24 protein-coding genes are annotated in these 25,520 nt (G+C 63.1%); 14 read left to right on the plus strand and 10 right to left on the minus strand.

Going from position 1 to position 25,520, the window contains the following annotated elements:
* Positions 1-142: 142 nt before the first annotated feature.
* Positions 143-595, plus strand: coding sequence for a hypothetical protein (locus AC1DXU_RS18885; RefSeq protein WP_477371382.1), 453 nt, complete (start codon positions 143-145; stop codon positions 593-595).
* A 17-nt stretch (positions 596-612) separates the two neighbouring features.
* Here AC1DXU_RS18885 and AC1DXU_RS18890 read toward each other — a convergent pair whose 3' ends face one another.
* Positions 613-1,044 (minus strand): MarR family winged helix-turn-helix transcriptional regulator, encoded by a 432-nt coding sequence (locus AC1DXU_RS18890; protein WP_477371385.1) that lies wholly within the window; start codon positions 1,042-1,044, stop codon positions 613-615.
* 76 nt (positions 1,045-1,120) lie between these two features.
* Here AC1DXU_RS18890 and AC1DXU_RS18895 point away from each other — a divergent pair, with 76 nt between their 5' ends.
* A complete protein-coding gene (locus tag AC1DXU_RS18895) occupies positions 1,121-1,576 on the plus strand; it encodes a hypothetical protein (RefSeq protein ID WP_477371388.1) in 456 nt (151 codons plus the stop codon).
* 2 nt (positions 1,577-1,578) lie between these two features.
* On the opposite strand, the gene AC1DXU_RS18900 is transcribed toward AC1DXU_RS18895, so the two are convergent.
* Positions 1,579-2,553 carry a WD40 repeat domain-containing protein gene (locus AC1DXU_RS18900; protein WP_477371391.1) on the minus strand — a complete coding sequence of 325 codons (975 nt, stop codon included), beginning with the start codon at positions 2,551-2,553 and terminating at the stop codon, positions 1,579-1,581.
* A 367-nt stretch (positions 2,554-2,920) separates the two neighbouring features.
* Entirely contained in the window at positions 2,921-3,994 is a 1,074-nt protein-coding gene (locus AC1DXU_RS18905) for a CobW family GTP-binding protein (protein ID WP_477371395.1), read from the minus strand.
* Between the two features lie 203 nt (positions 3,995-4,197).
* Here AC1DXU_RS18905 and AC1DXU_RS18910 point away from each other — a divergent pair, with 203 nt between their 5' ends.
* On the plus strand, positions 4,198-4,929 hold the full coding sequence (locus tag AC1DXU_RS18910) for an intradiol ring-cleavage dioxygenase (RefSeq protein WP_477371398.1): 732 nt from the start codon (positions 4,198-4,200) through the stop codon (positions 4,927-4,929).
* 221 nt (positions 4,930-5,150) lie between these two features.
* The gene (locus tag AC1DXU_RS18915; protein ID WP_477311196.1) at positions 5,151-5,621 is read left to right on the plus strand and encodes a MarR family winged helix-turn-helix transcriptional regulator; all 471 of its coding nucleotides are present in this window, start codon (positions 5,151-5,153) and stop codon (positions 5,619-5,621) included.
* A gap of 8 nt (positions 5,622-5,629) precedes the next feature.
* On the opposite strand, the gene AC1DXU_RS18920 is transcribed toward AC1DXU_RS18915, so the two are convergent.
* On the minus strand, positions 5,630-6,502 hold the full coding sequence (locus AC1DXU_RS18920) for an AraC family transcriptional regulator (protein ID WP_477371400.1): 873 nt from the start codon (positions 6,500-6,502) through the stop codon (positions 5,630-5,632).
* A 36-nt stretch (positions 6,503-6,538) separates the two neighbouring features.
* Here AC1DXU_RS18920 and AC1DXU_RS18925 point away from each other — a divergent pair, with 36 nt between their 5' ends.
* From AC1DXU_RS18925 to AC1DXU_RS18945, 5 genes are all read left to right on the plus strand, one after another.
* A complete protein-coding gene (locus AC1DXU_RS18925) occupies positions 6,539-6,946 on the plus strand; it encodes a DUF2000 family protein (RefSeq protein ID WP_477371403.1) in 408 nt (135 codons plus the stop codon).
* Between the two features lie 167 nt (positions 6,947-7,113).
* Positions 7,114-7,998 carry a DMT family transporter gene (locus AC1DXU_RS18930; protein WP_477371406.1) on the plus strand — a complete coding sequence of 295 codons (885 nt, stop codon included), beginning with the start codon at positions 7,114-7,116 and terminating at the stop codon, positions 7,996-7,998.
* A 66-nt stretch (positions 7,999-8,064) separates the two neighbouring features.
* Positions 8,065-9,087 carry a LacI family DNA-binding transcriptional regulator gene (locus AC1DXU_RS18935; protein WP_127259551.1) on the plus strand — a complete coding sequence of 341 codons (1,023 nt, stop codon included), beginning with the start codon at positions 8,065-8,067 and terminating at the stop codon, positions 9,085-9,087.
* Positions 9,084-10,067: a 2-hydroxyacid dehydrogenase gene (locus tag AC1DXU_RS18940; protein ID WP_477371409.1), complete on the plus strand. Its 984-nt coding sequence runs from the start codon at positions 9,084-9,086 to the stop codon at positions 10,065-10,067. Before AC1DXU_RS18935 ends, AC1DXU_RS18940 begins: the two co-directional genes overlap by 4 nt.
* Positions 10,068-10,152: 85 nt before the next feature.
* On the plus strand, positions 10,153-10,542 hold the full coding sequence (locus tag AC1DXU_RS18945) for a hypothetical protein (RefSeq protein WP_477371412.1): 390 nt from the start codon (positions 10,153-10,155) through the stop codon (positions 10,540-10,542).
* A 15-nt stretch (positions 10,543-10,557) separates the two neighbouring features.
* Here the strand turns inward: AC1DXU_RS18945 and AC1DXU_RS18950 are convergent, their stop codons facing one another.
* On the minus strand, positions 10,558-11,331 hold the full coding sequence (locus AC1DXU_RS18950; protein ID WP_477371414.1) for a gamma-glutamyl-gamma-aminobutyrate hydrolase family protein: 774 nt from the start codon (positions 11,329-11,331) through the stop codon (positions 10,558-10,560).
* 288 nt (positions 11,332-11,619) lie between these two features.
* Between AC1DXU_RS18950 and AC1DXU_RS18955 the strand changes: the two genes are divergently transcribed.
* A complete protein-coding gene (locus AC1DXU_RS18955; protein WP_477371417.1) occupies positions 11,620-12,729 on the plus strand; it encodes a TRAP transporter substrate-binding protein in 1,110 nt (369 codons plus the stop codon).
* 50 nt (positions 12,730-12,779) lie between these two features.
* Here AC1DXU_RS18955 and AC1DXU_RS18960 read toward each other — a convergent pair whose 3' ends face one another.
* From AC1DXU_RS18960 to AC1DXU_RS18980, 5 genes are all read right to left on the minus strand, one after another.
* The gene (locus tag AC1DXU_RS18960; protein ID WP_477371421.1) at positions 12,780-13,154 is read right to left on the minus strand and encodes a VOC family protein; all 375 of its coding nucleotides are present in this window, start codon (positions 13,152-13,154) and stop codon (positions 12,780-12,782) included.
* A 310-nt stretch (positions 13,155-13,464) separates the two neighbouring features.
* Positions 13,465-14,493: a zinc-dependent alcohol dehydrogenase family protein gene (locus AC1DXU_RS18965; RefSeq protein WP_477371424.1), complete on the minus strand. Its 1,029-nt coding sequence runs from the start codon at positions 14,491-14,493 to the stop codon at positions 13,465-13,467.
* Between the two features lie 19 nt (positions 14,494-14,512).
* A complete protein-coding gene (locus AC1DXU_RS18970; protein WP_477371427.1) occupies positions 14,513-16,303 on the minus strand; it encodes a TRAP transporter large permease in 1,791 nt (596 codons plus the stop codon).
* Positions 16,300-16,905 carry a TRAP transporter small permease subunit gene (locus AC1DXU_RS18975; protein ID WP_477371430.1) on the minus strand — a complete coding sequence of 202 codons (606 nt, stop codon included), beginning with the start codon at positions 16,903-16,905 and terminating at the stop codon, positions 16,300-16,302. Before AC1DXU_RS18975 ends, AC1DXU_RS18970 begins: the two co-directional genes overlap by 4 nt.
* A 177-nt stretch (positions 16,906-17,082) precedes the next feature.
* Positions 17,083-17,988: a branched-chain amino acid ABC transporter permease gene (locus tag AC1DXU_RS18980; protein WP_477371433.1), complete on the minus strand. Its 906-nt coding sequence runs from the start codon at positions 17,986-17,988 to the stop codon at positions 17,083-17,085.
* Positions 17,989-18,137: 149 nt separating this feature from the next.
* Here AC1DXU_RS18980 and AC1DXU_RS18985 point away from each other — a divergent pair, with 149 nt between their 5' ends.
* The 4 genes from AC1DXU_RS18985 (at position 18,138) to AC1DXU_RS19000 (ending at position 25,334) form a co-directional block, all read left to right on the plus strand.
* Positions 18,138-18,746: a CGNR zinc finger domain-containing protein gene (locus AC1DXU_RS18985; RefSeq protein WP_477311221.1), complete on the plus strand. Its 609-nt coding sequence runs from the start codon at positions 18,138-18,140 to the stop codon at positions 18,744-18,746.
* Positions 18,739-19,269: a hypothetical protein gene (locus AC1DXU_RS18990; protein ID WP_477371436.1), complete on the plus strand. Its 531-nt coding sequence runs from the start codon at positions 18,739-18,741 to the stop codon at positions 19,267-19,269. The genes AC1DXU_RS18985 and AC1DXU_RS18990 overlap by 8 nt, the downstream gene beginning before the upstream one ends.
* Positions 19,270-19,390: 121 nt before the next feature.
* Entirely contained in the window at positions 19,391-22,870 is a 3,480-nt protein-coding gene (locus tag AC1DXU_RS18995; protein WP_477371439.1) for an indolepyruvate ferredoxin oxidoreductase family protein, read from the plus strand.
* Between the two features lie 139 nt (positions 22,871-23,009).
* Positions 23,010-25,334 carry a putative bifunctional diguanylate cyclase/phosphodiesterase gene (locus AC1DXU_RS19000; protein ID WP_477371442.1) on the plus strand — a complete coding sequence of 775 codons (2,325 nt, stop codon included), beginning with the start codon at positions 23,010-23,012 and terminating at the stop codon, positions 25,332-25,334.
* Positions 25,335-25,520 lie beyond the last annotated feature (186 nt).

Below are 25,520 nucleotides of genomic sequence, written 5' to 3' on the forward strand. Positions count from 1 at the left end.
AGACGTCAGCGGTCCGCAACCGCAATTGGCCGCCTGGCCGCCCTGCATTGGTTCAGCCGCCACGGCAGATGCAGCCAGCGCTTGACCTCAGGGCGCGGACTGGCATCAATGTGGTTGGGCTTAGGTCTTTGGGGGAGAAAAAATGCGGGCGATCATCTGCACTGCGGCACTGCTTATGTCGACCGGCGCGGCCTTTGCGAGTGGCGGTATCTGGTGCACCACCGAGGATGCGGCGGCAATATTCCAGGTCGAAGCCGGTGTCACCAGGGGCATGGGCGGGCCGACCTTCAATTTTCGCGGCGATCTGGAAATTCTCGGCAGGCCTGCCGGCGACAGCCTGCGCAAGACCGTGTTCGAGGATTCCAACCTGACGCAGTACTGGCTCGACGACAAGGAATTGCGGCTGAACATCTACCACGAGCACGAGGTCGCGCAGCGCATCAACTCGGTCGAACTGACGATCCTGACCAAGACCAGTGATGAGGGCGTCTATGACGGGCTTTATACCCTCGCCATCTACGACGCCGCGGCGGATACGGACCAGGACGGCAAGCCGGTTGAAGTCACCGGCAAAGTATCCTGCGGCGCCGAATAGCTCTTCTCGATCGGAAATCAGTCTGCCTGCATCGAGGCGATGGCGCGCCGCATCAGGTCGAGAAACAGCAGCCGCTCCTCCTCGCTGAAGCCGGCTAGTGCTGCCTCGTTCTGCAAACGCGCCGCCTGCGTCGCGGGTTCGCGCAGGCCAATGGCTTTCGGGGTGAGATGGATCGACTGCGAGCGCCCGTCTTCGGGGTGTGAGCGTCGTTCGATCAGCCCGTCGCGCTCCATGCGGATCAGCGTGTTGGCCATCGTCGCCTGCTCGACGCTAAGCCGCTGCACGAGTTCGCGTTGCGTCAGGCCATCTTCATCCCACAACGCCAGCAGCGTCATGAACTGCGCCGGCGCCAGCCCCAGCGGCCGGATGCGCTGTTGCAGCCGGTTGGCGAACAATCGCGCCATGTGGTTGGCCAGGAATCCGGCGGATCGCTCTTTCTGAAATGCCATGTCCGCAACATATCCGTTGAATAGCATGCTATGCAATGATATATAGCTTGCTATGTAGATAGAGATGGAGATAAAAATGAAAACCTTGGTTCACGCAGCGGCGGGCGCCGTCGCGCTCCTCACGGTTTCGGCCTTCTGGCTGTCGACGGCGACAGTTGAACTGCTCGGCGACGAGGCCGCGATTGCCATGGTCAAAAGCTGGGTGCTGGCCGGCATGGCGGTGCTCATTCCGGCGATGATCGTCGCCGGGGCGTCCGGTTTCTCGCTCGGCAAGGGCTGGAAAAGCCCGGTCGTCGCGCGCAAGAAGCAGCGCATGCGCATCATCGCCGCCAACGGGCTGCTGGTGCTGGTGCCCTCGGCCTACCTGCTCAGCAGCCTCGCCGATGCCGGTCGCTTCGACACCTTGTTCACGATCGTCCAGGCGATCGAACTGACGGCCGGTGCCGTCAACATCACGCTTTTGTCGCTCAACATGCGCGACGGGCTGTCGCTGCGGCGAAAGCCTGCCCGGCTGGTCGCGCCTGCCCGGTAAGTTCAGGCCGAAATGTCGATGACGCCGCAGTCGCCGGTGGCACTGCCGAAGGCGACGCGGCGCTCTTCCTTGTCCCACATCATCGCGGTGATGGCGCCCTTGCCCGGCCGGCGCAAAAGCACCTCCTTGGCATCGGCAAAACGCACCGCCATCACCATGCCGTCATCATAGCCGACGGCCACGACATCCTGGCTCGGATGGCAGGCGACCGCGGTCACCATGGCGTTGCCGCGCGTGCCGAGCTCCAGCGGCGCCTTGCCCATCGGCCCGTCCTTGCCCGAAAACGGCCAGACGATCGCCGCCGGCGCGCCGGAACTCGCCAGCCATTTGCCCTTGGCGCTCCAAGACAGGCTTTTCACCTTGCCGGGATAGCCGGTCATGCGCATGTGCTTGCCGTCGGCGAGCTTCCAGCCATGCAGCGCGTTTTCCTGCATGGTGGTGACGACGAAGGCGCCGTCCGGCGAGAAGGTCATGCCGGTATGGGCGCCGGCCCATTCGAGCTCGACCGGCTTTCCCTCGGCCGCCGGGAAATGCAACGTCGCGCCATTGTAGCGGGCGACGCCAAAACGCATGCCCTTGGGCGAAAACGCCAGCCCCTCGACCGAGCGCGGATGCGCAAACTCTTTTGTCCGGCCATCGGCAAAGCGCACGAAGGCGGTCTTGCCCGAGGCATAGGCGATGGCACCTTGCGGTCCGGCGGCGACGCTGGTGATCCACTTTTTGCCGGCCGTCGCCAGTTCGCTGGCATTGCCGCCTGCGGTGACGGCGAAAACCTTCCCATCCTCGCCGCCGGTGATCAGCCGATCGTTGGCCGCGTCGTGAAAGGCAGCGAGCAGCCCGTCATTGGCCTGGATGGTCTTGTGACCATGGTCGAGCCGATGCACGGCGCCGTCGGCCAGCGCAAAATGCGGCACGTTGTCGAGGAAGACGGCGGCGACGCAATGGCCATCGAGATCGAGGGGGGCGACTGTGGGCATGGCTATCTTTGTTCAGCTGGATGAGAGTGCGGAGGCATCTGGGCGGCTTACTCGACGTTTGCAGTTCCGGCAACCGTGAGGGTCGCCAAGTCGGAGCAATCGCTTGTCTCGGATCGCCAATGATGGCGCTGCCCCTCATTGTCCTGCGGGACATTTCTCCCCGTATAGTGACAGGGAGAAAGGCAGCTGTCGCGGATGGTTTCGCCAATCACCAGCGCTGCAGAATAGGCGCCGGCGCTGCGGCCAGCCTTCTTCTCCCCGTCACTATACGGGGAGAAGGTGCCGGCAGGCGGATGAGGGGCAGCGCCAACCGTCAAACAGGAGTTGCGACGCAGAAACGGGATTGCCGGGCGCTAGTGCCTCACAATCAAGCCGCCTGGCAGGCGTCAAAGCTCTTCTTCAGCCGCTCGGCGTCGAGCTCGCGGCCGATGAACACCAGCCGGCTCTCATGCTTCTCGCCATCTTTCCAGGCGCGCTGGTGGTCGCCTTCGATGATCATGTGCACGCCCTGGATGACATAGCGCTCATCATCGCCCTTGAGCGCAATGATGCCCTTCAGCCGCAGGATGTTCGGGCCTTCCATCTGGGTGATCTTCTCGATCCAGGGAAAGAACTTCTTCGGGTCCATCTCGCCGCCGCGCAGCGACACCGATTGCACCGTCACGTCATGAATGTCGGACGGGTGCGCGTGATGATGGTGCCCATCGTGATCATGGTCGTGCCCGTCATGATCATGGTGGTGATGATCGTGGTCATGGTCATGATGATCGTGATCGTGCTCGTCATGCGCCTCGAGGAAATGTGGGTCGTTCTCCAGCGCCCTGGAAAGATCGAAGGCGCCACGGTCGAGCACCTCGGTCAGCGCCACGCCGGCGCGCGTGGTGCGATGGATCCTCGCTGCCGGGTTGATGGCGCGGATCGTCGCCTCGACCTTGGCGAGCTCTTCCGGCGTCACCAGATCGGTCTTGTTGAGAACGATGACGTCGGCAAACGCGATCTGGTCTTCGGCTTCGCGCGAATCCTTCAGCCGCAGCGGCAGATGCTTGGCGTCGACCAGCGCCACCACCGCGTCGAGCCTGGTCTTGGAGCGCACGTAGTCGTCCATAAAGAAGGTCTGCGCCACCGGCACCGGATCGGCGAGCCCAGTGGTCTCGACAACGATGGCGTCGAAGCGGCCGGGGCGGCGCATCAGGCCCTCGACGACTCGGATCAGGTCGCCGCGCACGGTGCAGCAGACGCAGCCATTGTTCATTTCGTAGATTTCCTCGTCGGATTCCACGATCAGCTCGTTGTCGATGCCGATCTCGCCGAACTCATTGACGATGACGGCGTAGCGCTTGCCGTGGTTTTCCGAGAGGATGCGGTTGAGCAGCGTCGTCTTGCCAGCGCCGAGATAGCCGGTGAGAACGGTTACAGGGATCTGCGTCTGTGCATCGCTCATGTCATGCCTCGAAGAATTTGGGCCGCGACGGGCCTCGAAAAGGATTGTTGGTTCCATATAGGATGCCCCTGCCGGTTTTGCACGTGGCAAACCAATGGGCCAATGAGCCTGCCGACCTTACCGAATTGTCATTGGCGCCGGCCGATCAAGCCGCCTAGATATCGACGCGGGAGGCTGCTCGAATTGAATTGAAGAGGCGTGCTATGCCCGACAAGTCATCCCCCTTCGTGCTAAGCCGGCGCCGGGCGCTCGGCCTGATCGCCGTAACCGCTGGCGGCGGTGTCTTCCTACCGGCCGCCGCAAGGGCGGCGCAGGCTTCGCCCTATGCCGGGCTCGCTCTGTTCGACGACGGCGCCGGGGTGTGCGCGATTACCCCTGAAGTGACCGAGGGGCCGTTCTACTTCGACCCGAAGCTCGAACGCGCCGATGTCACCGAAGGCAAAAAGGGCGTTGCCCTCAATGTGCGGCTGCAAATCGTCGATGCCACCTGTCGCCCGCTTGCCGGCGCCCGCGTCGACATCTGGCATTGCGACGCGCAAGGCGCCTACTCCGGCTATCCCGGGCAAGGCGATGGCCAGGATGTCGACACCTCCGGCCAGAGCTTTCTGCGGGGCTGGCAGAAGACGGACGCCAGCGGCATCGTCTCCTTCGCCACCATCTATCCCGGCTGGTATCACGGCCGCACCACCCACATTCATTTCAAGGTCTTCCCCAACGACAATTCGGTGATGACCGGTCAGCTGTTCTTCCCCGACAGCCTCAGTGAGCAAATCTTCACCACGGTCGCCCCCTACAATGACCGCCCCGGCAAGCGCGACACGTCGAACGCACGCGACGGCATCGCTCGGCAGGCCGGGCCGCTGTCACAGGCGGCGCTGCGCGAAGTGGCGGACGCCTATCAGGCGCTGTTGGTCATCGCGGTGAAGGCCGGTTGAGCGGCCTCGTTTTGCGCATCAGGGGTCCCGCTGAAAGAACCCTCGCGCCGAAAAGTCGTTTGTCATCTAACTGAAATAAACATCTGGCATTCACCTCGGCGGACACCGCAATGCTTGCCGGCAAAGCTGTTTTGCAAAGCCGGAATCTTTTTTGATCGTCATTGCCAACCGGGCGGCTGGGTCTATGCTGCCCGCACCGGTTCGGCCGAAGAGGGATGACCATGGCCAAGGCGGACAAGACTGCGACAATGAGCCGGCTGCATTCGGCGGCGCGACTGGCGCGTACGGCACTTGCCGCACGGCTTCTGGCGCACGGCTTCTACGCCGGGCAGGACCAGATCATGCTGGCGCTCGACCGCGAGGATGGCCAGACGCCCGGCAATCTCGCCGGCCGTCTCGGCGTGCGCCCGCCGACCATCACCAAGACCATCAACCGGCTGCAGGCGCAGGGTTTTCTGGAAAAGCGCGCCTCCTCGGCGGATGCCCGCCAGGCCCACATCTTCCTCACCGAGACCGGCCGCGACATCATCCACGCCATCGAGAAATCGGTGAAGAAGACCGAGAAGCAGGCGCTGAAGGGCCTCGACAAGAAGGACCAGAAGGCGCTGTTCAAGCTGCTGGCCCGCATCGAGGCAAACCTTTCCAACGAGGAAATGGTGCTCATCGACGACGAGGTCGACGTCGACGACTGATCTCGGTATCAGGCGGCCGCTTTCGCTGGCCCGTGGATCAGGGCCGACCAGCGTCCCGGCGTGACGCCGAACGCCTTCTTGAAATGCCTGTTGAAATGGCTCTGGTCGCTGAAGCCGGCCGCGATGGCGATCTGCGCCAGCGGCTCGTTGGCCTCGATCATCCGGCGCGCCCGTTGCAGCCGGCGCATCACCAGAAAGCGGTGCGGGCTGGTTGCGAAGGCGGCGCGGAAATGCCGCGACAGGGCATAGCGGTCGAGCCCGGTGATCGCCTCCAGTTCCTCCGATCGCACGCTTTGCTCCGCGTTTTCCTCGAGATAGTCGCGTGCCAGGCTGGCGGCGCGCCATGCGGTTTTCAAGATCGGTTTTGCCGGCTGGCCGGCATGCCGCGCCAGGCTTTGCGTCAACTGTGAGATGAAATCGGTGACGAACAGCTCGTCCAGTTCCTGGTCCAGCGGTCCCAGCGCCGAAAGCAGCGTGGCGCAGAAGGCGTGGTCGATCACCACGGCATCGCGCACGAACGGCAACGCTGCCCCGCCGAGGCAGTCCAGAATGAGAGACGGCTCCAGATAGAGTATCCGGTAGCGCAGCCCGTCTTCGGTGCCGGCGCCGCCATCGTGCAATTCATCGGGATGCAGCACGATGATCTGGCCCGGCAGGCTGTGATTTGTCGCGCCGCGATAGCGGAAGCTCTGCACGCCATGCAGTGTCACGCCGATCGCATAGGTGTCGTGGCGATGGAGATCGAAGGCGTTGCCGTGAAACCGCGCCTCGATACGCTCCATGCCGGCAGGCCCAGGGGCCGCGACAATGCAGCTTTCGCGCTCATCCACGCACAAACGTCCAAGACCTTGCAGGGCCTGCCTGTCTAGATCGTGCGGCATCGCTTCATTTCACAACTCGAATTGGTCAAGTCTCTCATGTTCGATACGAAGTTCGCAATCGTGCTGCAGGACGATCTTCCGGTCTGGCAGAAACTGAATGTCACCGCCTTCCTGACCAGCGGCATCGTCGCGCAGTGTCCCGACATTATCGGCGAGCCCTACCGCGACCGCGCCGGCAACATCTACAACCCGCTGTCGATCCAGCCGGTCATTGTCCTTTCCGCCGACCGTCTGACACTTGGCGCGATCCATCGGCGGGCTCTGGAGCGCGCTGTGGAAACCTCGCTCTATGTCGAGGAAATGTTTTCGACCGGCCACGACGTCGCCAACCGCGCCGTCTTTTCGCAATTCGCACCCGACGACGCCAAAGTCGTCGGTATCGCGTTGCGCGCCGACAGGAAACTTGTCGACAAGATCACCAAGGGCGCCCGCATGCTTTCCTGATCCTCTCGGGCCTGTCGGCGCCTCTTGTTGTGCCAGGCGCTTTTGGCTTGCCGGCTGGCGGCGATTCCCGCAAAGGTGGGTTTCCGCCTTACCTTCCATCCGGCCCGATTTTGAGTGCTCCCCAAAAACAGGACGAAAGCGCGACGCCCCCGGCGGCGATCGTCTGCATGCTTTCGGTCTATGTGTGCTTCACCTTTCTCGACACCAGCAGCAAATATCTTGTCCTGGCCGGCGTCTCGGCGCTGATCGTCGCCTGGGCTCGTTTCACCGTTCACGTGCTGATCGTCGGCGTCTTTCTGCGCGGTTGGCGCGATCCGTCGCGCTTTCGTGCCAACAATCTGCCGGCGCATATACTGCGCGGTCTGTTCCTGTTCGGATCGACCATATTCAACGTGCTGGCGCTGCGGACACTGCAACTGGCCGAAACCACCTCGATCTTCTTCTTCGCACCGATGGTGATCACCGCCCTTGCCGGTCCGCTGCTCGGCGAGTGGGCCGGCTGGCGGCGCTGGCTGGCCATCCTGACCGGCTTTGTCGGGGTCCTCATCATCACCCGACCCGGCGTCGGCGTTTTCGGCATCGGCCATCTCTTTGCGCTCTGCTCGATGCTGTCGAACTGCTTCTATGTCATTATGACGCGCCGCATGTCGGCCAGCGAAACCTCCGAGAGCCTCATCCTGTTTTCGGCACTGGCGCCGGCCGTGCTGCTTTTGCCGCTACTGCCGTTTTCGCTGTCGCTGCCGCAGGATGGCTGGCACTGGGTCGTGCTTTTTATGCTCGGCGTGTTCGGCGCCATCGGCCATTGGCTGCTGGTGCAGGCCTATCGCATCGCCACCACGACGGCGCTCGCGCCCTATCCCTATTCGCAAATGGTGTGGATGATTGTTTCCGGCTGGTTCTTCTTCAACCAGTTCCCCGACCGCTGGACGCTTCTGGGCGCTGCAATCATCGTCGCCAGCGGCCTCTACATCGTCCATCGCGAGCACCGGCTGCGCGTGCGCAATCGCGCCGCGCTCGACGTCGAGATGGAAGCGCTGGCAAAAAAACTTTGATTTGCACCCGATCGATGGCATAAGGCCGCGTTTAAACTGTTTAAGCCGGTCGGGGAGCACAGGTCGCTGGCACAGAAGATCAAGCTTTCGACGATCGCGGATGCGCTCGGCGTGTCCACGGCCACCGTCTCGCTGGCGTTGCGCGACAGCCCGCTGGTCGCCGGCACGACGCGCGACCGCATCAAGGAGCATGCCCGCGCCATCGGCTATATCTACAACCGCCGTGCCGCCAGCCTGCGCACCTCGCGCTCCGGCATCGTCGGCGTCGTCGTCCATGACATCATGAACCCGTTCTTTGCCGAGATCCTGCGTTCGATCGAAAGCGAGCTCGACCGCAGCCGGCAGACTTTCATCCTGTCCAACCACTACGACCAGCTCGAAAAGCAGCGCACCTTTATCGACACGCTTTTGCAGCTCGGCGCCGACGGCGTCATCATGTCGCCGGCCATCGGCACGCCGGCTTCCGACATCGTCATGGCCGAGGAAAACGGCCTGCCGGCGGTATTGATCGCACGCACCGTCGAAGGCGCCGATGTGCCGGTGTTTCGCGGCGACGATTCCTATGGCACCGGCCTTGCCACCAACCATTTGATCTCGCTCGGCCACAAGCGCATCGCCATGATCGGCGGCACCGACCAGACTTCGACCGGCCGCGACCGCTACCAGGGCTATGTCAACGCCATGGAGGCGGCCGGGCTGGAGGTCAGGCCGTCCTGGCGCATCGCCGGCCCGCGCACCAAGCAGGCCGGATTTGAGGCGGCTGGACAGTTTTTGGCGCTGAAAGACAGGCCAACCGCCGCCTGCTGCTGGAATGATCTCGTCGCTATCGGCCTGATGAACGGCATCGCACGCGCGGGCCTCGTGCCGGGTGTCGACATTTCCGTCACCGGCTATGACGATCTCGAGGAGGCTGCGATCGCGACGCCTGCGCTGACCACGGTCTGGAATGGCCAGCGCGAGGTCGGCCGTCGCGCCGCCAGCGCACTGCTCGACAAGCTCAACGGGCAGACGGTGCGGCCGTCGCAGGAACTGATCAAGCCGGAACTGCATGTACGTCAGTCGACCGGCAAGCCGGTGGAACGTGCATGACAAAGACCCACCAATTGCAGACCGTCGCCATTCTGGTGCCGGGGCATTTCAACGACCATGCCGTTGAGCGCATCGACCGGACCTTCAATCGGGTCAGGATCGAGCGCGCCGATCCGGCGCTGGTCACCGACGAGATGCGCAGCAAGGTGCGCGGCATCGCTTCCTTCGCCGGCATCAACGCCGCGATGATGGATGCATTGCCCAATCTCGAACTCATCGCCTCGTTCGGCGTCGGTTATGATTCGGTCGATGTCGGCCATGCGGCCGCGAAAAACATCATGGTCACCAACACGCCCGATGTGCTGACCGAGGAGGTCGCCGACACCACGATCGGACTGCTGATCAACACCATCCGTGACCTGACGCGCGCTGAAAACTGGCTGCGCGATGGCAGCTGGGTGCGCAAGGGCAACTATCCGCTGAGCCGGTTGACCTTGCGTGGTCGCAAGGTCGGTATCTTCGGCATGGGCCGCATCGGGCAAGCCATTGCCCGGCGGCTGGAAGCCTTTGGCTTGCCGGTCGCCTATCACAACCGGCGCCAGGTCGAAGGCCTGGCCTACGCTTACCACCCGACCCTGAAGGGTCTAGCCGAAGCGGTCGATACGCTGATCTCCGTGGCGCCCGGCGGCGCTTCGACGGAAAAGGCGGTCAACGCCGAAATCCTGTCGGCGCTCGGCGCCAACGGCGTCTTCGTCAACATCGGCCGCGGCAGCACCGTGGACGAGGCAGCCCTTGCGGCAGCGCTTGCCAACGGCACCATCGCCGCTGCCGGCCTCGATGTCTTTGCCGACGAGCCGAACGTGCCCAAGGCACTGCTCGAAGCGCCCAACACCTCGCTGCTGCCGCATGTCGGTTCGGCCTCGCATCACACGCGCCGCGCCATGGCCGATCTGTGCGTCGACAATCTGGTGTCCTGGTTTAGCGAGCGCCGGCCGGTGACGCCGGTGCCGGAGACGGCTCAGGTCAAGGCACGAAGGTGAGCGGCGGTCTGCCACACCTGTTAACGGCGGCTTAATGCTTTTGAAACCATTCTGCATCCAGCGCCGAGGGGGCGTGGAGTGCAAGATGAGGATGCTTCGGGCATTGATTGCGGCCGCGGCACTGTTCGCCGGCGTTCAGCTGTTTCACGGCGGCAGCAGTGAAAGTGCGGCCAATGAAGCAGGGCCGACCAGCAACTACAGGCTGGTCGCCAATGGCGACGAAGCGGCTTGCGCCATCCGGCGTGGCGCCGAAGTTTCAGGCGGATTGTCTTTGTTGACGGTCGCCTCGAATTGCCGCCGCCTTCTGCCTGGCATCGAGCGCGCGAAATTCTGGCGCGAGCAGAATGACGGCACGGTTGCCTTCAGCGTCAACGGTGTCGATCCGATCGTCACCTTCGGCGTCGCCGACGGCGACGGCTACGAATCCTACACCCCGGCCTCGCCGCTGCTGTCGCTGGCTGCCACGGACGATTGATTTCTAACGCTTGGGTTATTCCGCGGCGGCGCGCGCCCCGGATTTCGCCACCGCATGCAGGCGAACCGCGTCGCCGAAGGCGCGGAATATCTTTGCCGAGACGCTGTCCGACTTGACCCAGTATTCGGGATGCCACTGCACGCCGACGGCAAACGCGCGGGCGTCCCTTACAGACACCGCCTCGATGGTGCCGTCGGTGGCCACAGCCTCGACCTGCAGCTTCGAGCCGAGCTGATCGATCGCCTGGCGGTGCAACGAATTGACCTTGATTTCAGTAGCTCCGAAGACGCCGGCGAGGCAGCTTCCGGGCTTGATCGAAATGGTCTGGTGGATGGCGAAGCGCTCATCCTGCTTGTCGCTCACCCGGGCGCGGTGGTCAAGCGAGCCCTCGCGCTCCTGGATCTCGGTGCCCAGCGTGCCGCCCAGCGCCACGTTCAGCTCCTGGATGCCGCGGCAGATGGCGAGCAGCGGTACGCCGCGCTCGATCGCCCTGCGGATCAGCGGCAGCGTCGTGGCATCGCGGTCGGGATCGTAGGGGCCGTTGGCTTCGCTGGCGTCGCCGCCATAGAGCGAGGGATGCACATTGGATTTTGAGCCGGTGACCATGACGCCGTCGACCGACGACAGCAGCTCATCGAAATCGAGCCGGTCGCCGAAGGATGGCACCAAAAGCGGGAACACGCCGGCACCCGAAAGGGCCGCCTCGAGATATTGCTGCGGGGCGGCGTGCCAGGTGTAATTGTCGAACTTACGGACGTCGGTCGATATTGCGACGAGCGGCTGATGCATTTTGGATCCGGGTTCCATTTGGTGCGAATAACTATTCTGCCTGCAAAATAGGCGATCTGAAGGCGGTTTTCCATGACAAGTTTCAGACTGTCGCATAGGCCACGGAGCGGGCGTTAGACTATAGTTGCAGGACATGCGGCCGGCCGCATTATTTCCCGGAAATGCCGCCGTCAAATCGGCTGCCGTGCTGGACTCGACTTGTTGCCCGTGTATTGTTTGGCGCGAGCCGATCCGGGGTGCCGAGGATGCCCCTGATGCCGGTCAGTTGATCCAAAAGGGAGGAACTTCATGGATCGTCGTTCATTCATACGCAAGGCCGGCGCGACCGGCGTTGGCGCCGCGGCGGCTGCCGCCACGCTTGCCGCGCCAGCCATCGCTCAATCCAATCCGAAAGTGACGTGGCGGCTGGCGTCATCGTTCCCGAAATCGCTCGACACGATCTATGGCGGCGCCGAAGTGTTCTCCAAGATGCTGTCGGATGCGACGGACGGCAATTTCCAGGTCCAGGTCTTTGCCGCTGGCGAGCTCGTGCCCGGCCTGCAGGCCGCGGACGCCACCACGGCCGGCACCGTCGAGGCCTGTCACACGGTGGCATATTATTACTGGGGCAAGGACCCGACATGGGCGTTGGGTGCCGCGGTACCGTTCTCGCTCAACGCGCGCGGCATGAATGCCTGGCACTATCATGGCGGCGGCATCGACCTGTTCAACGAGTTTCTCGCCACGCAGGGGCTTTTCGGCCTGCCCGGCGGCAACACCGGCGTGCAGATGGGCGGCTGGTTCCGTAAGGAGATCAACACGGTCGCCGACCTCTCAGGTCTCAAGATGCGCATCGGTGGATTTGCCGGCAAAGTTGTCTCGAAGCTTGGCGTGGTGCCGCAGCAGATCGCGGGCGGCGACATCTATCCGGCGCTGGAAAAAGGCACCATCGACGCTGCCGAATGGGTTGGCCCCTATGACGACGAGAAGCTCGGCTTCTACAAGGTCGCGCCCTACTACTACTATCCCGGCTGGTGGGAAGGCGGGCCGACCGTGCATCTGATGTTCAACAAGGCGAAATACGAAGAGCTCTCGCCCGCCTACAAGTCCCTGGTGCGTACCGCCGCCCAGGCGACCGACGCCAACATGCTGCAGAAATACGACTTCCTCAATCCGGCGGCGGTGAAGCGGCTGGTGGCCGGTGGCGCGAAATTGCGCCCGTTCACCCAGGACATCATGGCCGCCTGCTTTGAAAAGGCCAACGAAGTCTATTCCGAAATGGAAGCCACCAACGCTCCCTTCAAGAAGATCTGGGATTCGATCAAGGGCTTCCGCAAGGAGCACTATCTGTGGGCGCAGGTGGCCGAATACAATTACGACACCTTCATGATGGTGCAGCAGCGCAACGGCAAGCTGTAGCCTTTCAAACCTCGTAAGAGACCCCGGGCTTGTCCGCCCGGGGTCTTTTTTCAGGCTTCGGAAGCGCTGACCTCAACGAGGATGCCGCCCGGCGCATGGCAATAGAAGGTGGTCGATTTGACGCCGCCGCGCGTCAACTCCTGGACCTCGCCCGGCTGCAGGCCGGCATCGGCAAGTTCGGCATGCTTGGTGTGTACGCCATCTGCTTTGCCGACGAAGAAACCGACATGAAACCCGTCGGGATAGGCTGCTGCCTCTCCTTTGCCGGGCTTCATCAGGTTGAGGGCAAAGCCGTCGGTCCCCTGTAGAACCGCGAAGGCATCCTTGCCGCGCATGGCGACAAGTTCGAAGCCGAAATGGCTGGTGAAGAAGCCGGCAAGGGCGGCAACTTCTGATGTAACGAGATTTGCGTGGTTCAGTTTCATGGTCGTTTCCTGTCGCGTTTGAAATGCGGACAGGCGTGGCTGCAGACCGTGAGACCGGCGGGACCGTCGAACCGAAAATCCGGCCATGACCCAACCGGCCCGCGGGCTTTCGCCTCGCTTGCCGGCCGCGGGTCCTCCCGCAAATCATGCGGTGAACAGGCCTCCGTTGAGCATGATCCCGAAAAGTGGCGCCCGGTTTTCGGACAAGAATCATGCTCGAAAAGTAAGGACGGAAGAAACCGGACTACCGAACCGGTCATGTCTTTTTCGGCGCGCATTGGATAGCCGATCGGCGAACCCTCGGCAAGCGTCAGCTTAGGCTCGGCACCACCAGCACCTTGACTTCGCCGGGCGCAGCCGGATTGGCGATCACCGCGACCGCCTCTTCCAATGTCACCTGCCTGGAGATCAGCCTGTCGATCTCGATTGCGCCCGAGGCGATGAGATCGGCCGCCCGGCGATGGGTGAACGGATTTACGAAAGAACCCTGAACCTTCAATTCCCGGAACAACAGGTCGAAGGGCTCGAACTCTGCCTTCATGCCTTGTGGCATCACGCCGACGACAACGATCGTGCCGCCGGCCCTGCTCAACCGCATCGACTGCTCGACGGTCTCCCTGACGCCGGCGCATTCGAACACGACATCGACACCGCCCGGCACAAGTCCGGATGGTCCGGCGATCGCGTCGATCACATCGGAAGCATTGGGGTCGACCGTCGCTGTCGCACCCAATTCCTCGGCAAGTGCGCGCCGCGAGGCCTGTCGCGTCGACAGGATGATGGTCGTCGCCCCCGCCAGCCTGGCCAGTTGCACGGTCAGCAGGCCGATGACGCCGCCGCCAAGCACGACGACCGAGGCGCCGGGCCTGATCTCAGCCAAGTCGACGCCATGCAGGCAGCAACCAAGCGGCTCGCAAAACGCGCCATGTGTCGGCTTGAGATCGCCCGGCAGAATAAAGGCCTGCGTCTGCGGCATGACGACATAATCGGCAAAGCCGCCATCGCGATGGATGCCGATGGCGCGCAGATTCTTGCACAGATTGACCCGCCCGGCATGACAATGCGCGCATCGCCCGCAGGCGATGTTGGGATTGCCGGTGACCCGATCGCCAATGGCAAAGCCGGATACGGAACTTCCGACCGCCTCGACGATGCCGGAGAATTCATGTCCCAGCGTCACCGGTGGCGTGCAGGGGAATTCGCCATGGAGAAGATGCCGATCGGTGCCGCAGACGCCGCACGCCTCGATCCGCACCAGAAGATCGTCGGGGCCGGCAGATGGTTTGTCGACCTCGCGCAGCGCGATGCTGCCAATCGCCTCCAGACGCACCGCTTTCATGACTGCTCACCTATCCGTATCAGTTGAAGTTCGGCGGCTGCGAGAGGTCAGTTGCCGGCGCCGCCGGCTTGGCGGGCGGCGCATCGCCAAAGTTCGGTGGTTGCGACAGGTCGTTGGCCGGAGCTACAGGTGCAGCGCCGCCGTTGGCCGGGGCGCTGCCATCCGCCGGCGTCGTGCCGAGCGGCGACAGACCTGGCATGTCCGGCAGCTGAATTTCGATCGTGCCGGGATCGACCGCCGCGCCCTTGTAGCGCATCACCATCTGCGGGAAGGCGATGGTCAGTCCGATCATGATGACCTGGATGCAAACGAAGGGCACCGCCCCCCAATAGATCTGGCCGGTGGTGACCGGCGCGATCTGCTTGCCGGTGAGGCGATCGAGATAAGGCACGCGGGCGGCGACCGAGCGCAGGTAGAACAGCGCGAAGCCGAAGGGCGGGTGCATGAAGGAGGTCTGCATGTTGACGCCGAGCAGCACGCCGAACCAGATCAGGTCGATGCCGAGCTTGTCGGCGGCAGGCGCCAGCAGCGGCACAATGATGAAGGCAAGCTCGAAGAAGTCGAGGAAGAAGGCGAGGAAGAAGACCAGGATGTTGACCCCGATCAGGAAGCCGACTTCACCGCCCGGCAGCGAGATCAACAGGTGCTCAACCCAGATGTGGCCGTTGACGCCGTAGAAGGTAAGCGAAAACACACGCGCCCCGATCAGGATGAACAGCACGAAGGACGACAGCCGCGTCGTCGAGGTCAGTGCCTGTTTGATCACATCCAGCGACAGCCGCCCCTTCACCGCGGCCATGATCAGCGCCCCGACGGAGCCCATGGCACCGCCTTCGGTCGGCGTGGCGATGCCGAGGAAGATGGTGCCCAGCACCAGGAAGATCAGCGCCAGCGGCGGGATCAGCACGATGATCACCTGCTGCGCCAGCCTGGACATCATGTTGATGTTCAGGCGCTTGTCGGCGATGGCCACGATATAGATGAAGATCACGCCGACGCTGGCGCCGAGGATGTCGGCATTGTCGCCATGCGCCGGCACGAGATAACGATAAGCCGCATAGGAAACCACCACCGCCGCCAGCAATGCCGCCAGCAGCGAAAGCACGCCATGGCCCAGCGTGCGTGCTTCCAGCGGCAGCGCCGGCATCGACTTCGGCCGGACGACCGACATGATCAGGATGTACAGCGCATAGAGACCGGTCAGCACCAGGCCGGGGATCAGCGCGCCCGCATACATATCGCCGACCGAGCGGCCAAGCTGGTCGGCAAGCACGATCAGCACCAGCGATGGCGGGATGATCTGGGCGAGCGTGCCCGACGCCGCGATGACGCCGGCAGCGACACTACGGTCATAGCCGTAGCGCAGCATGATAGGCAGCGAGATCAGCCCCATGGCGATGACGGAAGCCGCCACGACGCCGGTGGTCGCCGCAAGCAGCGCGCCGACGAAGATCACCGCATAGGCGAGGCCGCCGCGGATCGGCCCGAACAGCTGGCCGATCGTGTCGAGCAGGTCTTCGGCCATGCCGGAGCGTTCGAGCACGATGCCCATGAAAGTGAAGAACGGAATGGCCAGCAGCGTGTCGTTCGACATCACCCGGCTGCCGTAGAAGTTGTCCGGCAGCGCATGCAGCAGCGGCCAGGCCAGGTTGATCGATCCGCCTGAGTAGGGCGACAGCAACACGCCGATGAAGAAGAACATCAGGCCGTTGGCGGCCAGCGAAAAAGCGACGGGGTAGCCGATCAGCAGGAAGATGATCAGCGAGGCGAACATGATCGGCGCCATGTTCTGGGCGATGAACTCCATCATGAGCGCACCTGCCCGGCGAGTGCCTTGGCTTCTTCGGCGAGCGCCTTGGCTTCGAGTTCGGCCTGCTCGTGCGCGGATATGAACGGATTGGGATCATCCATGTCGCCGCGCATGATGGCGATCTTCTTGATGATCTCGGAAATGCCCTGCAGCGCCAGCAGGAAGAAGCCGACCAGCAGGATGGCCTTGGCCGGCCAGATGATCAGGCCGCCGGAATTGTTCGACATTTCGCCGCTGCGGAACGACAGCGACACATAGGGAACGAAATAGATCACCATCAGCGTCACGAACGGCATCAGGAAGAAGAGGTGGCCGAGAAGGTCGATCCAGTGCTGCACGCGGCGCGAGAACATGCCGTAGACGATGTCGATACGGATATGGTCGTTCTGCTTCAGCGTGTAAGCGGCGGCCAGCATGAAGGCGGCGCCGAACAGATACCACTGCAGCTCCAGCCAGGCATTGGACGACATGTCGAATACTTTGCGGATGATTGCATTGGCGGCGCTGACCAGAATTGCCAGCAGGATCAGCCACGACACCCATTTGCCGATGAACTCGTTCATACGGTCAATCGTTCTGGATAGAGCGAGAAGCCCTGCCATGCATTCCTCCCTTATGTCAGAGGCGTGCCGATCCCCCGCTTTTTGCGGCGCGCTGCTGTGGCCCAACGGTATGCCGTGCGTGGTCCGGCGGGTCAACATGGAGAGAGCGGCTAAACGCGGTTGTGAGGCCAAAGCCGCTGCCTGACCGCGCGGCATGCAACCAAAGTCTGATACGGTTCAGACGATCTTCTGCTGGTCGCGGCCGGCGCCGATCAGCAACAGCATGGCGACGAGGAACAGGTACATCCAGGCATCGCGCCATTCGAGCGGGAAATAGCCGGCCCACAGCGATTCGCCCATGCCGAAAGATGCGGCGCCAAGGGCTGCCCGCGGCGGCGAGAGATAGCCGCCGACCGCTGTCACGAACAGGATTTTCAACCCGTAGACCAGGCCGGTGCCGAAGCTGATATTGCCGTAGTAGAGGCCGGCCAGAATGCCGGCCAGCGCCGCGCAGAAGCCGCCTGCGAGCACCGCGCTGCGGAACACGGCGCGCACGTCGACGCCGCACATGGCAGCAGCCTTGGGATCATCGGATACGGCGCGCCAGCGCCGGCCGAAACTCGAGCGGGTGAATGCCCATGCGGCGAACACTATGGTTGCCAGCACGAAGGCGCAGTCGAGCACCTGGATGAGCGTCAGCGTTGCCGTGAATGTGGGGCTCTGCGCGAAAATGATGGGCTGGGCCAGCATCGGCGGCAGCCACAGATCATGCGTGTCGGCAGCGATGCGGCTCGCTTCCGACAGCACCAGCAAGATGCCGAGCGTCGTCACCACGACGGCGTTGGGCGTGCGGTCGGCCAGCGGTTCGAAGACGCTGCGTGACAACACATGGCTGATCAGCGCCGCATACAGCAATGCCGCGACGACACCGAGCGCAACTGATGCGAACAGCGTCAGCCACAGGGTCTGGTAGCCGAAAGCCGCGGTCAGAATCATCGTCTGCCCGCAAAAGGCGAACACCGCGCCATAGGCGAGGTTGGTGCGGTGCAGGATGCCGTTGGTCATCACATAGCCGAAGGCCAGCAGCGCATAGAGCGCGCCCGAATGCAGCCCGTTCAGAACCTGCTGGAAGAAATAGAGCATGCAAGATCCTCAGAGCATGTCGCCCAAAAGTGCGAGGCGGTTTTGGGACGACGACATGCTCAACAAAAGGTCGCCGCAAGGGCACCCAGCCAAGGTTTGCATCGTAGAATCTAACTTGTCAAACGCGATTTATCGGTTAGATTTGTGTCATGACGGTATCCTGGACCCCGCACCGCTTCACCGGCGGTATTCTTGCGCTCGACACGGCGAACACCGTCGTGCTGCGCGACGATCCGGAGAAAACCTTCGACCGTTTCGACAACCCGGCGGAAATCGCCCGCTTTGCCGATGCCGCAAGCGGCTTTCGTGCCGCCGAGCTTGGCGGCAGGCGGCTGGAGGCGCCGTTGCCGGATGCAATCGCACCGGTCGTACTGTCGATCCGCGAGACGACCGATCGGCTGTTTCGCGGCGCGGTGGCCAAAGGTGCGGTTGCCACCGGCGATCTGCCCGGCTTCCTGGAGGCCTGCGCCGACGGTCTTGCGCGCAGCCGCACCGAAATCGGCGCGCCGGGGCGACCGTTCGGCGATCCGGCGACGCCGATCGCCTTCGAGGCGGCACTGGCTGTCTCGGCGCTGTCGTTGCTGCGCGACGATACCGTTGCGAGGCTGAGAATCTGCCCCAACTGCAGCTGGCTGTTCGTCGACCGAAGCCGCAATTCCAGCCGCCTTTGGTGCGACATGGCGGTGTGCGGCAACCGTCAGAAGGCAAGTCGACATTATCGCCGCCGGACCGCGGCCAGGGAGGTCTCGAATGTCTAGACAGTTTTCGCGTTCGATGGTTCTGGGTGCAGCCTTGTTTGCGGCCGCTGCCCTTGGCGCCTGCCGCGACTCCGGCCAGGACCAGCTTTTCGCCATTTCCGGCAAGCTGTTCGAGTTCAACTACCGGCTGGGCATTGCCACCTATGTCATCACCCTCAATCCGCTACGGCCGATGGGCGAGGGGCAGGTCGCGGTGGTTAGCTTCCAAAACCCGGCCGGTGGCGATCCGATCATCGTCAACCAGAAAATATGGCCGAAACTCGCGCATATAACGCTCACCAGCCCACCGCTCACCTGCGTGGTCAAGGACAAGCCCTATGCGGTGTCGATCCGCATCGAGGATGCCAGCGGCACCTTGCTGCAGAGCTTCGAGACGACGCTGACATCCTCGCTCGATCAGTCGGTTCTGCCCGACAGGCCGCTTGTCGTCGGGCCGGTCTACGAACTCAACAAGGACATGGTCGGCCATGCCGACGGCAAGCTGCCAGGTGAGCCCAAGCCGGATTGCTCGAAGGCCGCCTGACGCGGCCTTGTCTGGCATCTTCGATTTTATTTGACCTCTCCGGCAAGGGGAGAAAGACTGCGGTGTCCGACTCCGACGTTGGCTGCGCGCCTTGGCGCGGCCTCCGCAGAGGAAATGCCTGATGACGCTGCATGATGTCGCGCTCGACGACAAGTTCGATCTTGGCAAGGAGCGCATCTTCCTGTCGGGCGCGCAGGCGGTTATCCGCATGCTTTTGATGCAGCGCGAGCGCGATCGTCGCGCTGGTCTCAACACCGCCGGCTTCGTCTCCGGCTATCGCGGCTCACCGCTGGGCGGCCTCGACATGCAGCTGTGGAAGGCCAAGAAGCAGCTGGCCCAGTCGGACATCGTCTTTCAGCCCGGCCTCAACGAGGAGCTCGCCGCAACGGCCTGCTGGGGTTCGCAGCAGACCGAATTGCTGGGCGAAGGCACCCATGACGGCGTGTTTTCCGTCTGGTACGGCAAGGGCCCGGGCGTCGACCGCTCCGGCGACGTGTTCCGCCACGCCAACCTTGCGGGGTCGTCAAAACATGGCGGCGTCCTTGCCCTGATGGGCGACGACCACATGGCCGAATCCTCGACCAACGCGCATGCCACCGAATTCCTGTTCGTTGACACCATGGTGCCGATCCTCAACCCGGCCGGTGTCCAGGAGATCATCGATTACGGCCTCTACGGCTTTGCCATGTCGCGTTTTGCCGGCACCTGGGCGGCGATCAAATGCGTCAAGGACAATGTCGAATCGACGGCCTCCGTCGATGCTTCGCTCGAGCGGCTGAACATCGTCGTCCCCGACTTCGACATGCCGCCCGGCGGCCTCAACATCCGCCACGAGATCGACATGCTCGGCCAGGAGGAACGGCTGCATGAGCACAAGCGCGCCGCGGCTTCGGCCTTCATCCACGCCAATGGCCTGAACAGGATCGTCTATTCGGGCGGCCGCAGCCCCAAGCTCGGCATCATCACGCTGGGCAAGAGCTATCTCGACGTTCGCCAGGCGCTGGAAGACATCGGCGTCGACGAAGCGGCCGCCAACCGCATCGGCATCCGGCTGTTCAAGGTCGGCTGTCCGTGGCCGCTCGACCTGCAGCATATCTCCGACTTTGCCCGTGGCCTCGACACCATCGTCGTCGTCGAGGAAAAGCGCTCCCTGATCGAAGTGCAGCTGCGCGAAAGCCTTTACGGCACCGCCACCCAACCGGCCATCGTCGGCAAGAAGGACGAGCGCGGCGACTGGCTGTTCCCGGCCAAGGGCGCGCTCGATCCCAACGACATCGCCATCGCGCTCGGCGAGCGGATCTTGCGAACCATCGGCCCTTCGGAAGAGATCGCCGCCCGGGTGGCAAAACTGCGCCAGTTCCAGGCGATGCTCGCCGATACGTCGGACATCGCCACGCGCACGCCCTTCTTCTGCTCCGGCTGCCCGCACAATTCCTCGACCAAGGTGCCGGACGGCTCGCTCGCCGCCGCCGGCATCGGCTGCCACTTCATGGCGCTGTGGATGGACCGCAACACCGTCGGCTTCACCGCCATGGGCGGCGAGGGGGCGCAATGGGTCGGCCAGGCGCCGTTCTCCAAGCGCGACCACATTTTCCAGAATCTCGGCGACGGCACCTACAATCACTCCGGCGCGCTGGCGATCCGCTTCGCGCTGTCGACCGATGCCAACATCACCTACAAGATCCTCTACAACGACGCCGTCGCCATGACCGGCGGCCAGCCGCATGATGGCGGCCTGACCGTCGACATGATCGCCAGGCAGGTGCGCGCCGAAGGTGTCGAGCGCATCGCCATCGTCACCGACGAGCCGGACAAATATGCGGGGAAGGCCGAATTCCCCGCCGGTGCCAGCATCCATCACCGCGACGACCTTGACCTCGTCCAGCGCCAATTGCGTGACGTCAAGGGCATATCGGTGCTGCTCTACGACCAGACATGTGCTGCCGAAAAGCGCCGCCGGCGCAAGCGCGGCACCTTCCCCGATCCCGACAAGCGCGTCTTCATCAACGAACTGGTCTGCGAAGGCTGCGGCGATTGCGGCGTGCAGTCCAACTGCGTTTCGATCCAACCGGTCGAGACCGAATTCGGCCGCAAGCGCAAGATCGACCAGTCGAGCTGCAACAAGGATTTCTCCTGCGTCAACGGCTTCTGCCCGTCCTTCGTCACCGTGCATGGCGCCAAGATCCGGAAGGCCGAGGGCATCGCCGGCAGCACCGATCCGCTCGACGGCGTGCCGGTGCCCGCCGAATTCCCGCTCGGCGAGCAGGGCTGGGCGGCGATCATCGACGGTGTCGGCGGCACCGGCGTCGTCACCATCGGTGCTGTGCTCGGTATGGCAGCGCATCTCGAAGACAAGGGCTGCGGCATGATCGACATGGCCGGCCTCGCCCAGAAGGGCGGTTCGGTGTTCACCCATGTCCGCATCGCCCGCACGCCCGACGATATCCACGCCATCCGCGTTTCGGCGGGCAAGGCCGATCTTGTGCTGGGCTGCGACCTCGTCGTGTCGGGCGCCAAGAAGGTGCTGGCTGCGGTGCGCGAAGGCCACACCATCTTTCTCGCCAACACCGCCGAGATCATGCCCGGCGATTTCACCCGTTCCGCCGATTTCTCGCTGCCGGTCGAGCGGTTGAAGAAAGCGATCCGCGCTGCTGCCGGCGACGACAAGGCGCATTTCTTCGACGCCACCCGCACCGCCACCGCGCTGTTCGGCAATTCGCTCGGCGCCAACATGTTCATGCTCGGCTTCGCCTTCCAGCATGGCGGGCTGCCGTTGTCGGCAGAGGCGGTCGAAAAGGCGATAGAACTCAACGGCGAAGCGGTGGCGATGAATGTCGCTGCGTTCCGCTGGGGCCGCCGCGCAGCGCACCAGCCGGATTTCGTGCGCGGCCTCATCGCCCAGCCGGGTCAAGCCCAGCAGACTGCCCCCATTGCCGAGACGCTGGACGACATCATTGCCCACCGCGTCGCCTTCCTGACCGCCTATCAGAACGCCGCCTATGGCAAGCGCTATGCCGACAGATTGGCTGTTTTGCGCGCGGCCGAGGCCAGAGCCGTGCCTGGCTCTTTCGCGGTCACCGAGGCGGCGGCAAGAAACCTGTTCAAGCTGATGGCGATTAAGGACGAATACGAGGTGGCGCGGCTCTATACCGACGGCTCGTTCGCCGCCGAACTCGGAAAACAGTTCCAGAGCTACGAAAAACTCGAATTCCATCTCGCGCCGCCGATCATGGGCAGGCGCGGCAATGACGGCAAACCGCGGAAATCGAGCTTCGGCCCGTGGATGATGCAGGGATTTCGCCTGCTGGCGGCGATCAAAGGCCTGCGTGGTACCGCTTTCGACCTGTTCGGCTACAGCACCGAGCGGCGCATGGAGCGGCAGCTTCTGGCCCAGTATGAGGCCGATCTGGAGCTTGTTGGCGCAGCACTGGCGCCGGGCAAAGTTGAGGCCGCTGTCGCGCTCGCCTCGGTGCCGGCGCTCATTCGCGGCTATGGCCATGTCAGGCAAGCCAGTGCCGAAAAGGCGGCGGGCGAGCGCGCAAGGCTTCTCAACCGGCTGAGCCAGGCCTTGCCGGAGCCGGCACTCCACGCCGCGGAGTGATCGCGCCAACGGATTGCCGGAAGCCAGTTTTTCCGGTCTTTACCGCGCTTCTCGCCCTGATCAACCGGGCCCAAGCCGCTGTTCTAAGCCTTTCTTAAGGCGAGTGTGGCATGACAAGGCGCAGCTTTGGGCCGACGGTATGGGCAGAACAAAGACCGAAAACATCCCGGCGGATGTTTATATCCAGTTTGTGCGCTCGTTGTTCGACAACGCGCACATGCTGGTGATTGGCGGCGCGTGCTACTGGATCCTCGGATTCATGATCTACCTGCGCACGCACAACCCACTGTTTATTGGCTTTTCTTTCGTTCTGCTGTCGGTCAGCCTTTTCCGCTACTTGGGCATTCGCAGCTTCCGCAAGGCGGGCGGCACCATAGCCAGTGTCGAAGAGGCACAGCAGTGGGAGCGCAACTATATCCTCAAGGGCAGCCTGCAGGGCCTCGGCCTGGGCTCGCTGTGCTTCATATCGATCTACGTCTATCCAGATCCGTTTGCCGAACTGGCCGCTATGTCGCTGACTTTGGCGACCCTGGTCACGGTTGTCGGCCGAAACTACGGATCGCCGCGCATGGTGCGGATTTTTTCCGTGACCTTCATTGGTCCGGCAGCACTTGCACTCTTGCTGCGCATGGATGCTCCCTCGGTCGTGCTCGGCTTGATGATCATCCCGATGACGTTCATCACCATCAACAGCGCCGACCACGTCCGCAACGTGCTTTTCTCGGCGGTCATCGGCCACCAGCAGGCCAAGAAGCTCGCGCACCGGTTCGATCGCGCGCTCAACACCATGTCGCATGGCCTGGTCATGCTTGGCCCCGACGGCAAGGTCATTGTCGCCAACGCCGAAGCCGCGCATCTGATGGCACTCAAATCGCCCGACGCGCTGCTTGGGCGGTCGATTCACAGCCTGCTGATGCGCGGTGTCGCCGGCGGCATGCTGGCGCCGAAGGACTGTCGTTACGTCGAGGCACAGCTGACGCGCGCGCTACGCGAGGGCCGCGACCGCAAGGTGCTGGTTTCGTTCTCCACGGGCCAGCACTACGAGTTTTCGGCTCGCGAAGGCAGTCAGGATCTGGGCGTCATCACGTTTGAGGATGTCACCGCCCGCGTCGAGTCTGAAGAGAAAATCCGCTTCATGGCGCGCTACGACAACCTCACCGGCCTGCCCAACCGCGCCTATTTCCATGAGCTGGTCGGCGAAGCGATGGCGTCCGGCAGCCGCGATCGTCTGTGTGGGCTCGCCGTGCTCGATCTCGACGATTTCAAGAGCGTCAACGACACGCTCGGCCATCCTGTCGGCGACGGGCTGATCTACGCCGTCGCCGAGCGGCTGGCCGCCGTCGCCGGGCCGAGCATCACCGTCAGCCGTTTCGGCGGCGATGAATTCATGATCTTCTTCGATCGCGTCGAGGACGAAAGCCATCTGACCGGCCTGCTCGACCAGATTTTCGGCGAATTGCAGGGCGAGGTCGATGTCGCCGGCCATGGGCTGCGCATCCAGGCCAGCGCCGGCACGGTGCTGTCCAAGGTCGAGGACACCGATGTCGATGCGATGATCGTCAAGGCCGACCTGGCGCTCTACAAGGCCAAGGAACTCGGCAAGAACAACTGGCGGCTGTTCGAGGCGTCGATGGATGCGGCTTTCCGCAGCCGTCAGCTGATGAAGGCGGACCTGCGCAACGCCGTCGAAGCCAAGGCGCTGCGTGTCGTCTATCAGCCGATCGTGGCTATGAGCACGATGCGCATCGCCAGTTGCGAGGCGCTGTGCCGTTGGGACCATCCCGATCTCGGGCCGATTTCGCCCAGCATCTTCATTCCGCTGGCCGAGGAAATGGGCATCATTTCCGAGATCAGCACCTTCGTCCTGCAGGCTGCGTGCACCGAATGCGCCAAATGGCCCGACCAGACCAGCGTCTCGGTCAACCTTTCCGCCAGGGATTTCCGCAGTCGCGACGTTATCCAGAAGGTCCGTGATGCGCTGATCAGTTCGGGGCTTGCTGCCGGCCGTCTGGAGATCGAAGTCACCGAGACCGCGCTGCTCGACGACAAGTCGCTGACACGCCAGTATATCGAGGAATTGAAACAGCTTGGCGTGCGCATCGCGCTCGACGATTTCGGCACCGGCTATTCCAGCCTGAGCTATCTCCACAAGCTGCCGCTCGACAAGATCAAGATCGACCGCTCGTTCCTGATGGACGTAACCCAGAACCAGCGCTCGCTGGACCTGTTGAAGGGCATCGTCGATCTCACCCGGGTCCTGGGCCTGACCGTCACCATCGAAGGGGTCGAGACCTTCGAGCAGCTCAAGGTTCTGGTCCATTCGGTGAAGCCGGACCTTGTCCAGGGCTTCCTCTTCGGTGCCGCGCTCAGTGCGTCGGGCATCGAGACGATGTCGAACGTCACCTGGCCATTCGCGGCCGACCTGCGTCTCCCCGCCAAACGGGGCAGCCAGCTGGTGTCGTGATCTCGAAGTTCACTGGAAATAGATCGCCAGTATCTTTCGAGATATAAATTCGCTCCGACCTTGATACCGAACTCATGCGGGCATCAAACCAGGATGTTGCCTCACCTGATTTTGCCTTTGCTCGCTGAAAGAGCCTTCCACGGCTGTTAAGGTTAACGAAAGGTAAATCAACAATATCTAACTTTC

It is taken from the genome of Mesorhizobium sp. P3_A10 (assembly GCF_056403175.1).

Bases quoted from the DNA above. Each gene is read 5' to 3' on its own strand.
- AC1DXU_RS18980 (WP_477371433.1), bottom strand. From the start codon at position 17,988: ATGCTCTATTTCTTCCAGCAGGTTCTGAACGGGCTGCATTCGGGCGCG.
- AC1DXU_RS19000 (WP_477371442.1), top strand. From the start codon at position 23,010: ATGGGCAGAACAAAGACCGAAAACATCCCGGCGGATGTTTATATCCAG.
- AC1DXU_RS18915 (WP_477311196.1), top strand. From the start codon at position 5,151: ATGGCCAAGGCGGACAAGACTGCGACAATGAGCCGGCTGCATTCGGCG.
- AC1DXU_RS18940 (WP_477371409.1), top strand. From the start codon at position 9,084: ATGACAAAGACCCACCAATTGCAGACCGTCGCCATTCTGGTGCCGGGG.
- AC1DXU_RS18900 (WP_477371391.1), bottom strand. From the start codon at position 2,553: ATGCCCACAGTCGCCCCCCTCGATCTCGATGGCCATTGCGTCGCCGCC.
- AC1DXU_RS18950 (WP_477371414.1), bottom strand. From the start codon at position 11,331: ATGCATCAGCCGCTCGTCGCAATATCGACCGACGTCCGTAAGTTCGAC.
- AC1DXU_RS18995 (WP_477371439.1), top strand. From the start codon at position 19,391: ATGACGCTGCATGATGTCGCGCTCGACGACAAGTTCGATCTTGGCAAG.
- AC1DXU_RS18960 (WP_477371421.1), bottom strand. From the start codon at position 13,154: ATGAAACTGAACCACGCAAATCTCGTTACATCAGAAGTTGCCGCCCTT.
- AC1DXU_RS18905 (WP_477371395.1), bottom strand. From the start codon at position 3,994: ATGAGCGATGCACAGACGCAGATCCCTGTAACCGTTCTCACCGGCTAT.
- AC1DXU_RS18970 (WP_477371427.1), bottom strand. From the start codon at position 16,303: ATGATGGAGTTCATCGCCCAGAACATGGCGCCGATCATGTTCGCCTCG.
- AC1DXU_RS18895 (WP_477371388.1), top strand. From the start codon at position 1,121: ATGAAAACCTTGGTTCACGCAGCGGCGGGCGCCGTCGCGCTCCTCACG.
- AC1DXU_RS18945 (WP_477371412.1), top strand. From the start codon at position 10,153: ATGAGGATGCTTCGGGCATTGATTGCGGCCGCGGCACTGTTCGCCGGC.
- AC1DXU_RS18975 (WP_477371430.1), bottom strand. From the start codon at position 16,905: ATGGCAGGGCTTCTCGCTCTATCCAGAACGATTGACCGTATGAACGAG.
- AC1DXU_RS18890 (WP_477371385.1), bottom strand. From the start codon at position 1,044: ATGGCATTTCAGAAAGAGCGATCCGCCGGATTCCTGGCCAACCACATG.
- AC1DXU_RS18955 (WP_477371417.1), top strand. From the start codon at position 11,620: ATGGATCGTCGTTCATTCATACGCAAGGCCGGCGCGACCGGCGTTGGC.
- AC1DXU_RS18985 (WP_477311221.1), top strand. From the start codon at position 18,138: ATGACGGTATCCTGGACCCCGCACCGCTTCACCGGCGGTATTCTTGCG.
- AC1DXU_RS18920 (WP_477371400.1), bottom strand. From the start codon at position 6,502: ATGCCGCACGATCTAGACAGGCAGGCCCTGCAAGGTCTTGGACGTTTG.
- AC1DXU_RS18990 (WP_477371436.1), top strand. From the start codon at position 18,739: ATGTCTAGACAGTTTTCGCGTTCGATGGTTCTGGGTGCAGCCTTGTTT.
- AC1DXU_RS18965 (WP_477371424.1), bottom strand. From the start codon at position 14,493: ATGAAAGCGGTGCGTCTGGAGGCGATTGGCAGCATCGCGCTGCGCGAG.
- AC1DXU_RS18885 (WP_477371382.1), top strand. From the start codon at position 143: ATGCGGGCGATCATCTGCACTGCGGCACTGCTTATGTCGACCGGCGCG.
- AC1DXU_RS18910 (WP_477371398.1), top strand. From the start codon at position 4,198: ATGCCCGACAAGTCATCCCCCTTCGTGCTAAGCCGGCGCCGGGCGCTC.
- AC1DXU_RS18930 (WP_477371406.1), top strand. From the start codon at position 7,114: ATGCTTTCGGTCTATGTGTGCTTCACCTTTCTCGACACCAGCAGCAAA.
- AC1DXU_RS18925 (WP_477371403.1), top strand. From the start codon at position 6,539: ATGTTCGATACGAAGTTCGCAATCGTGCTGCAGGACGATCTTCCGGTC.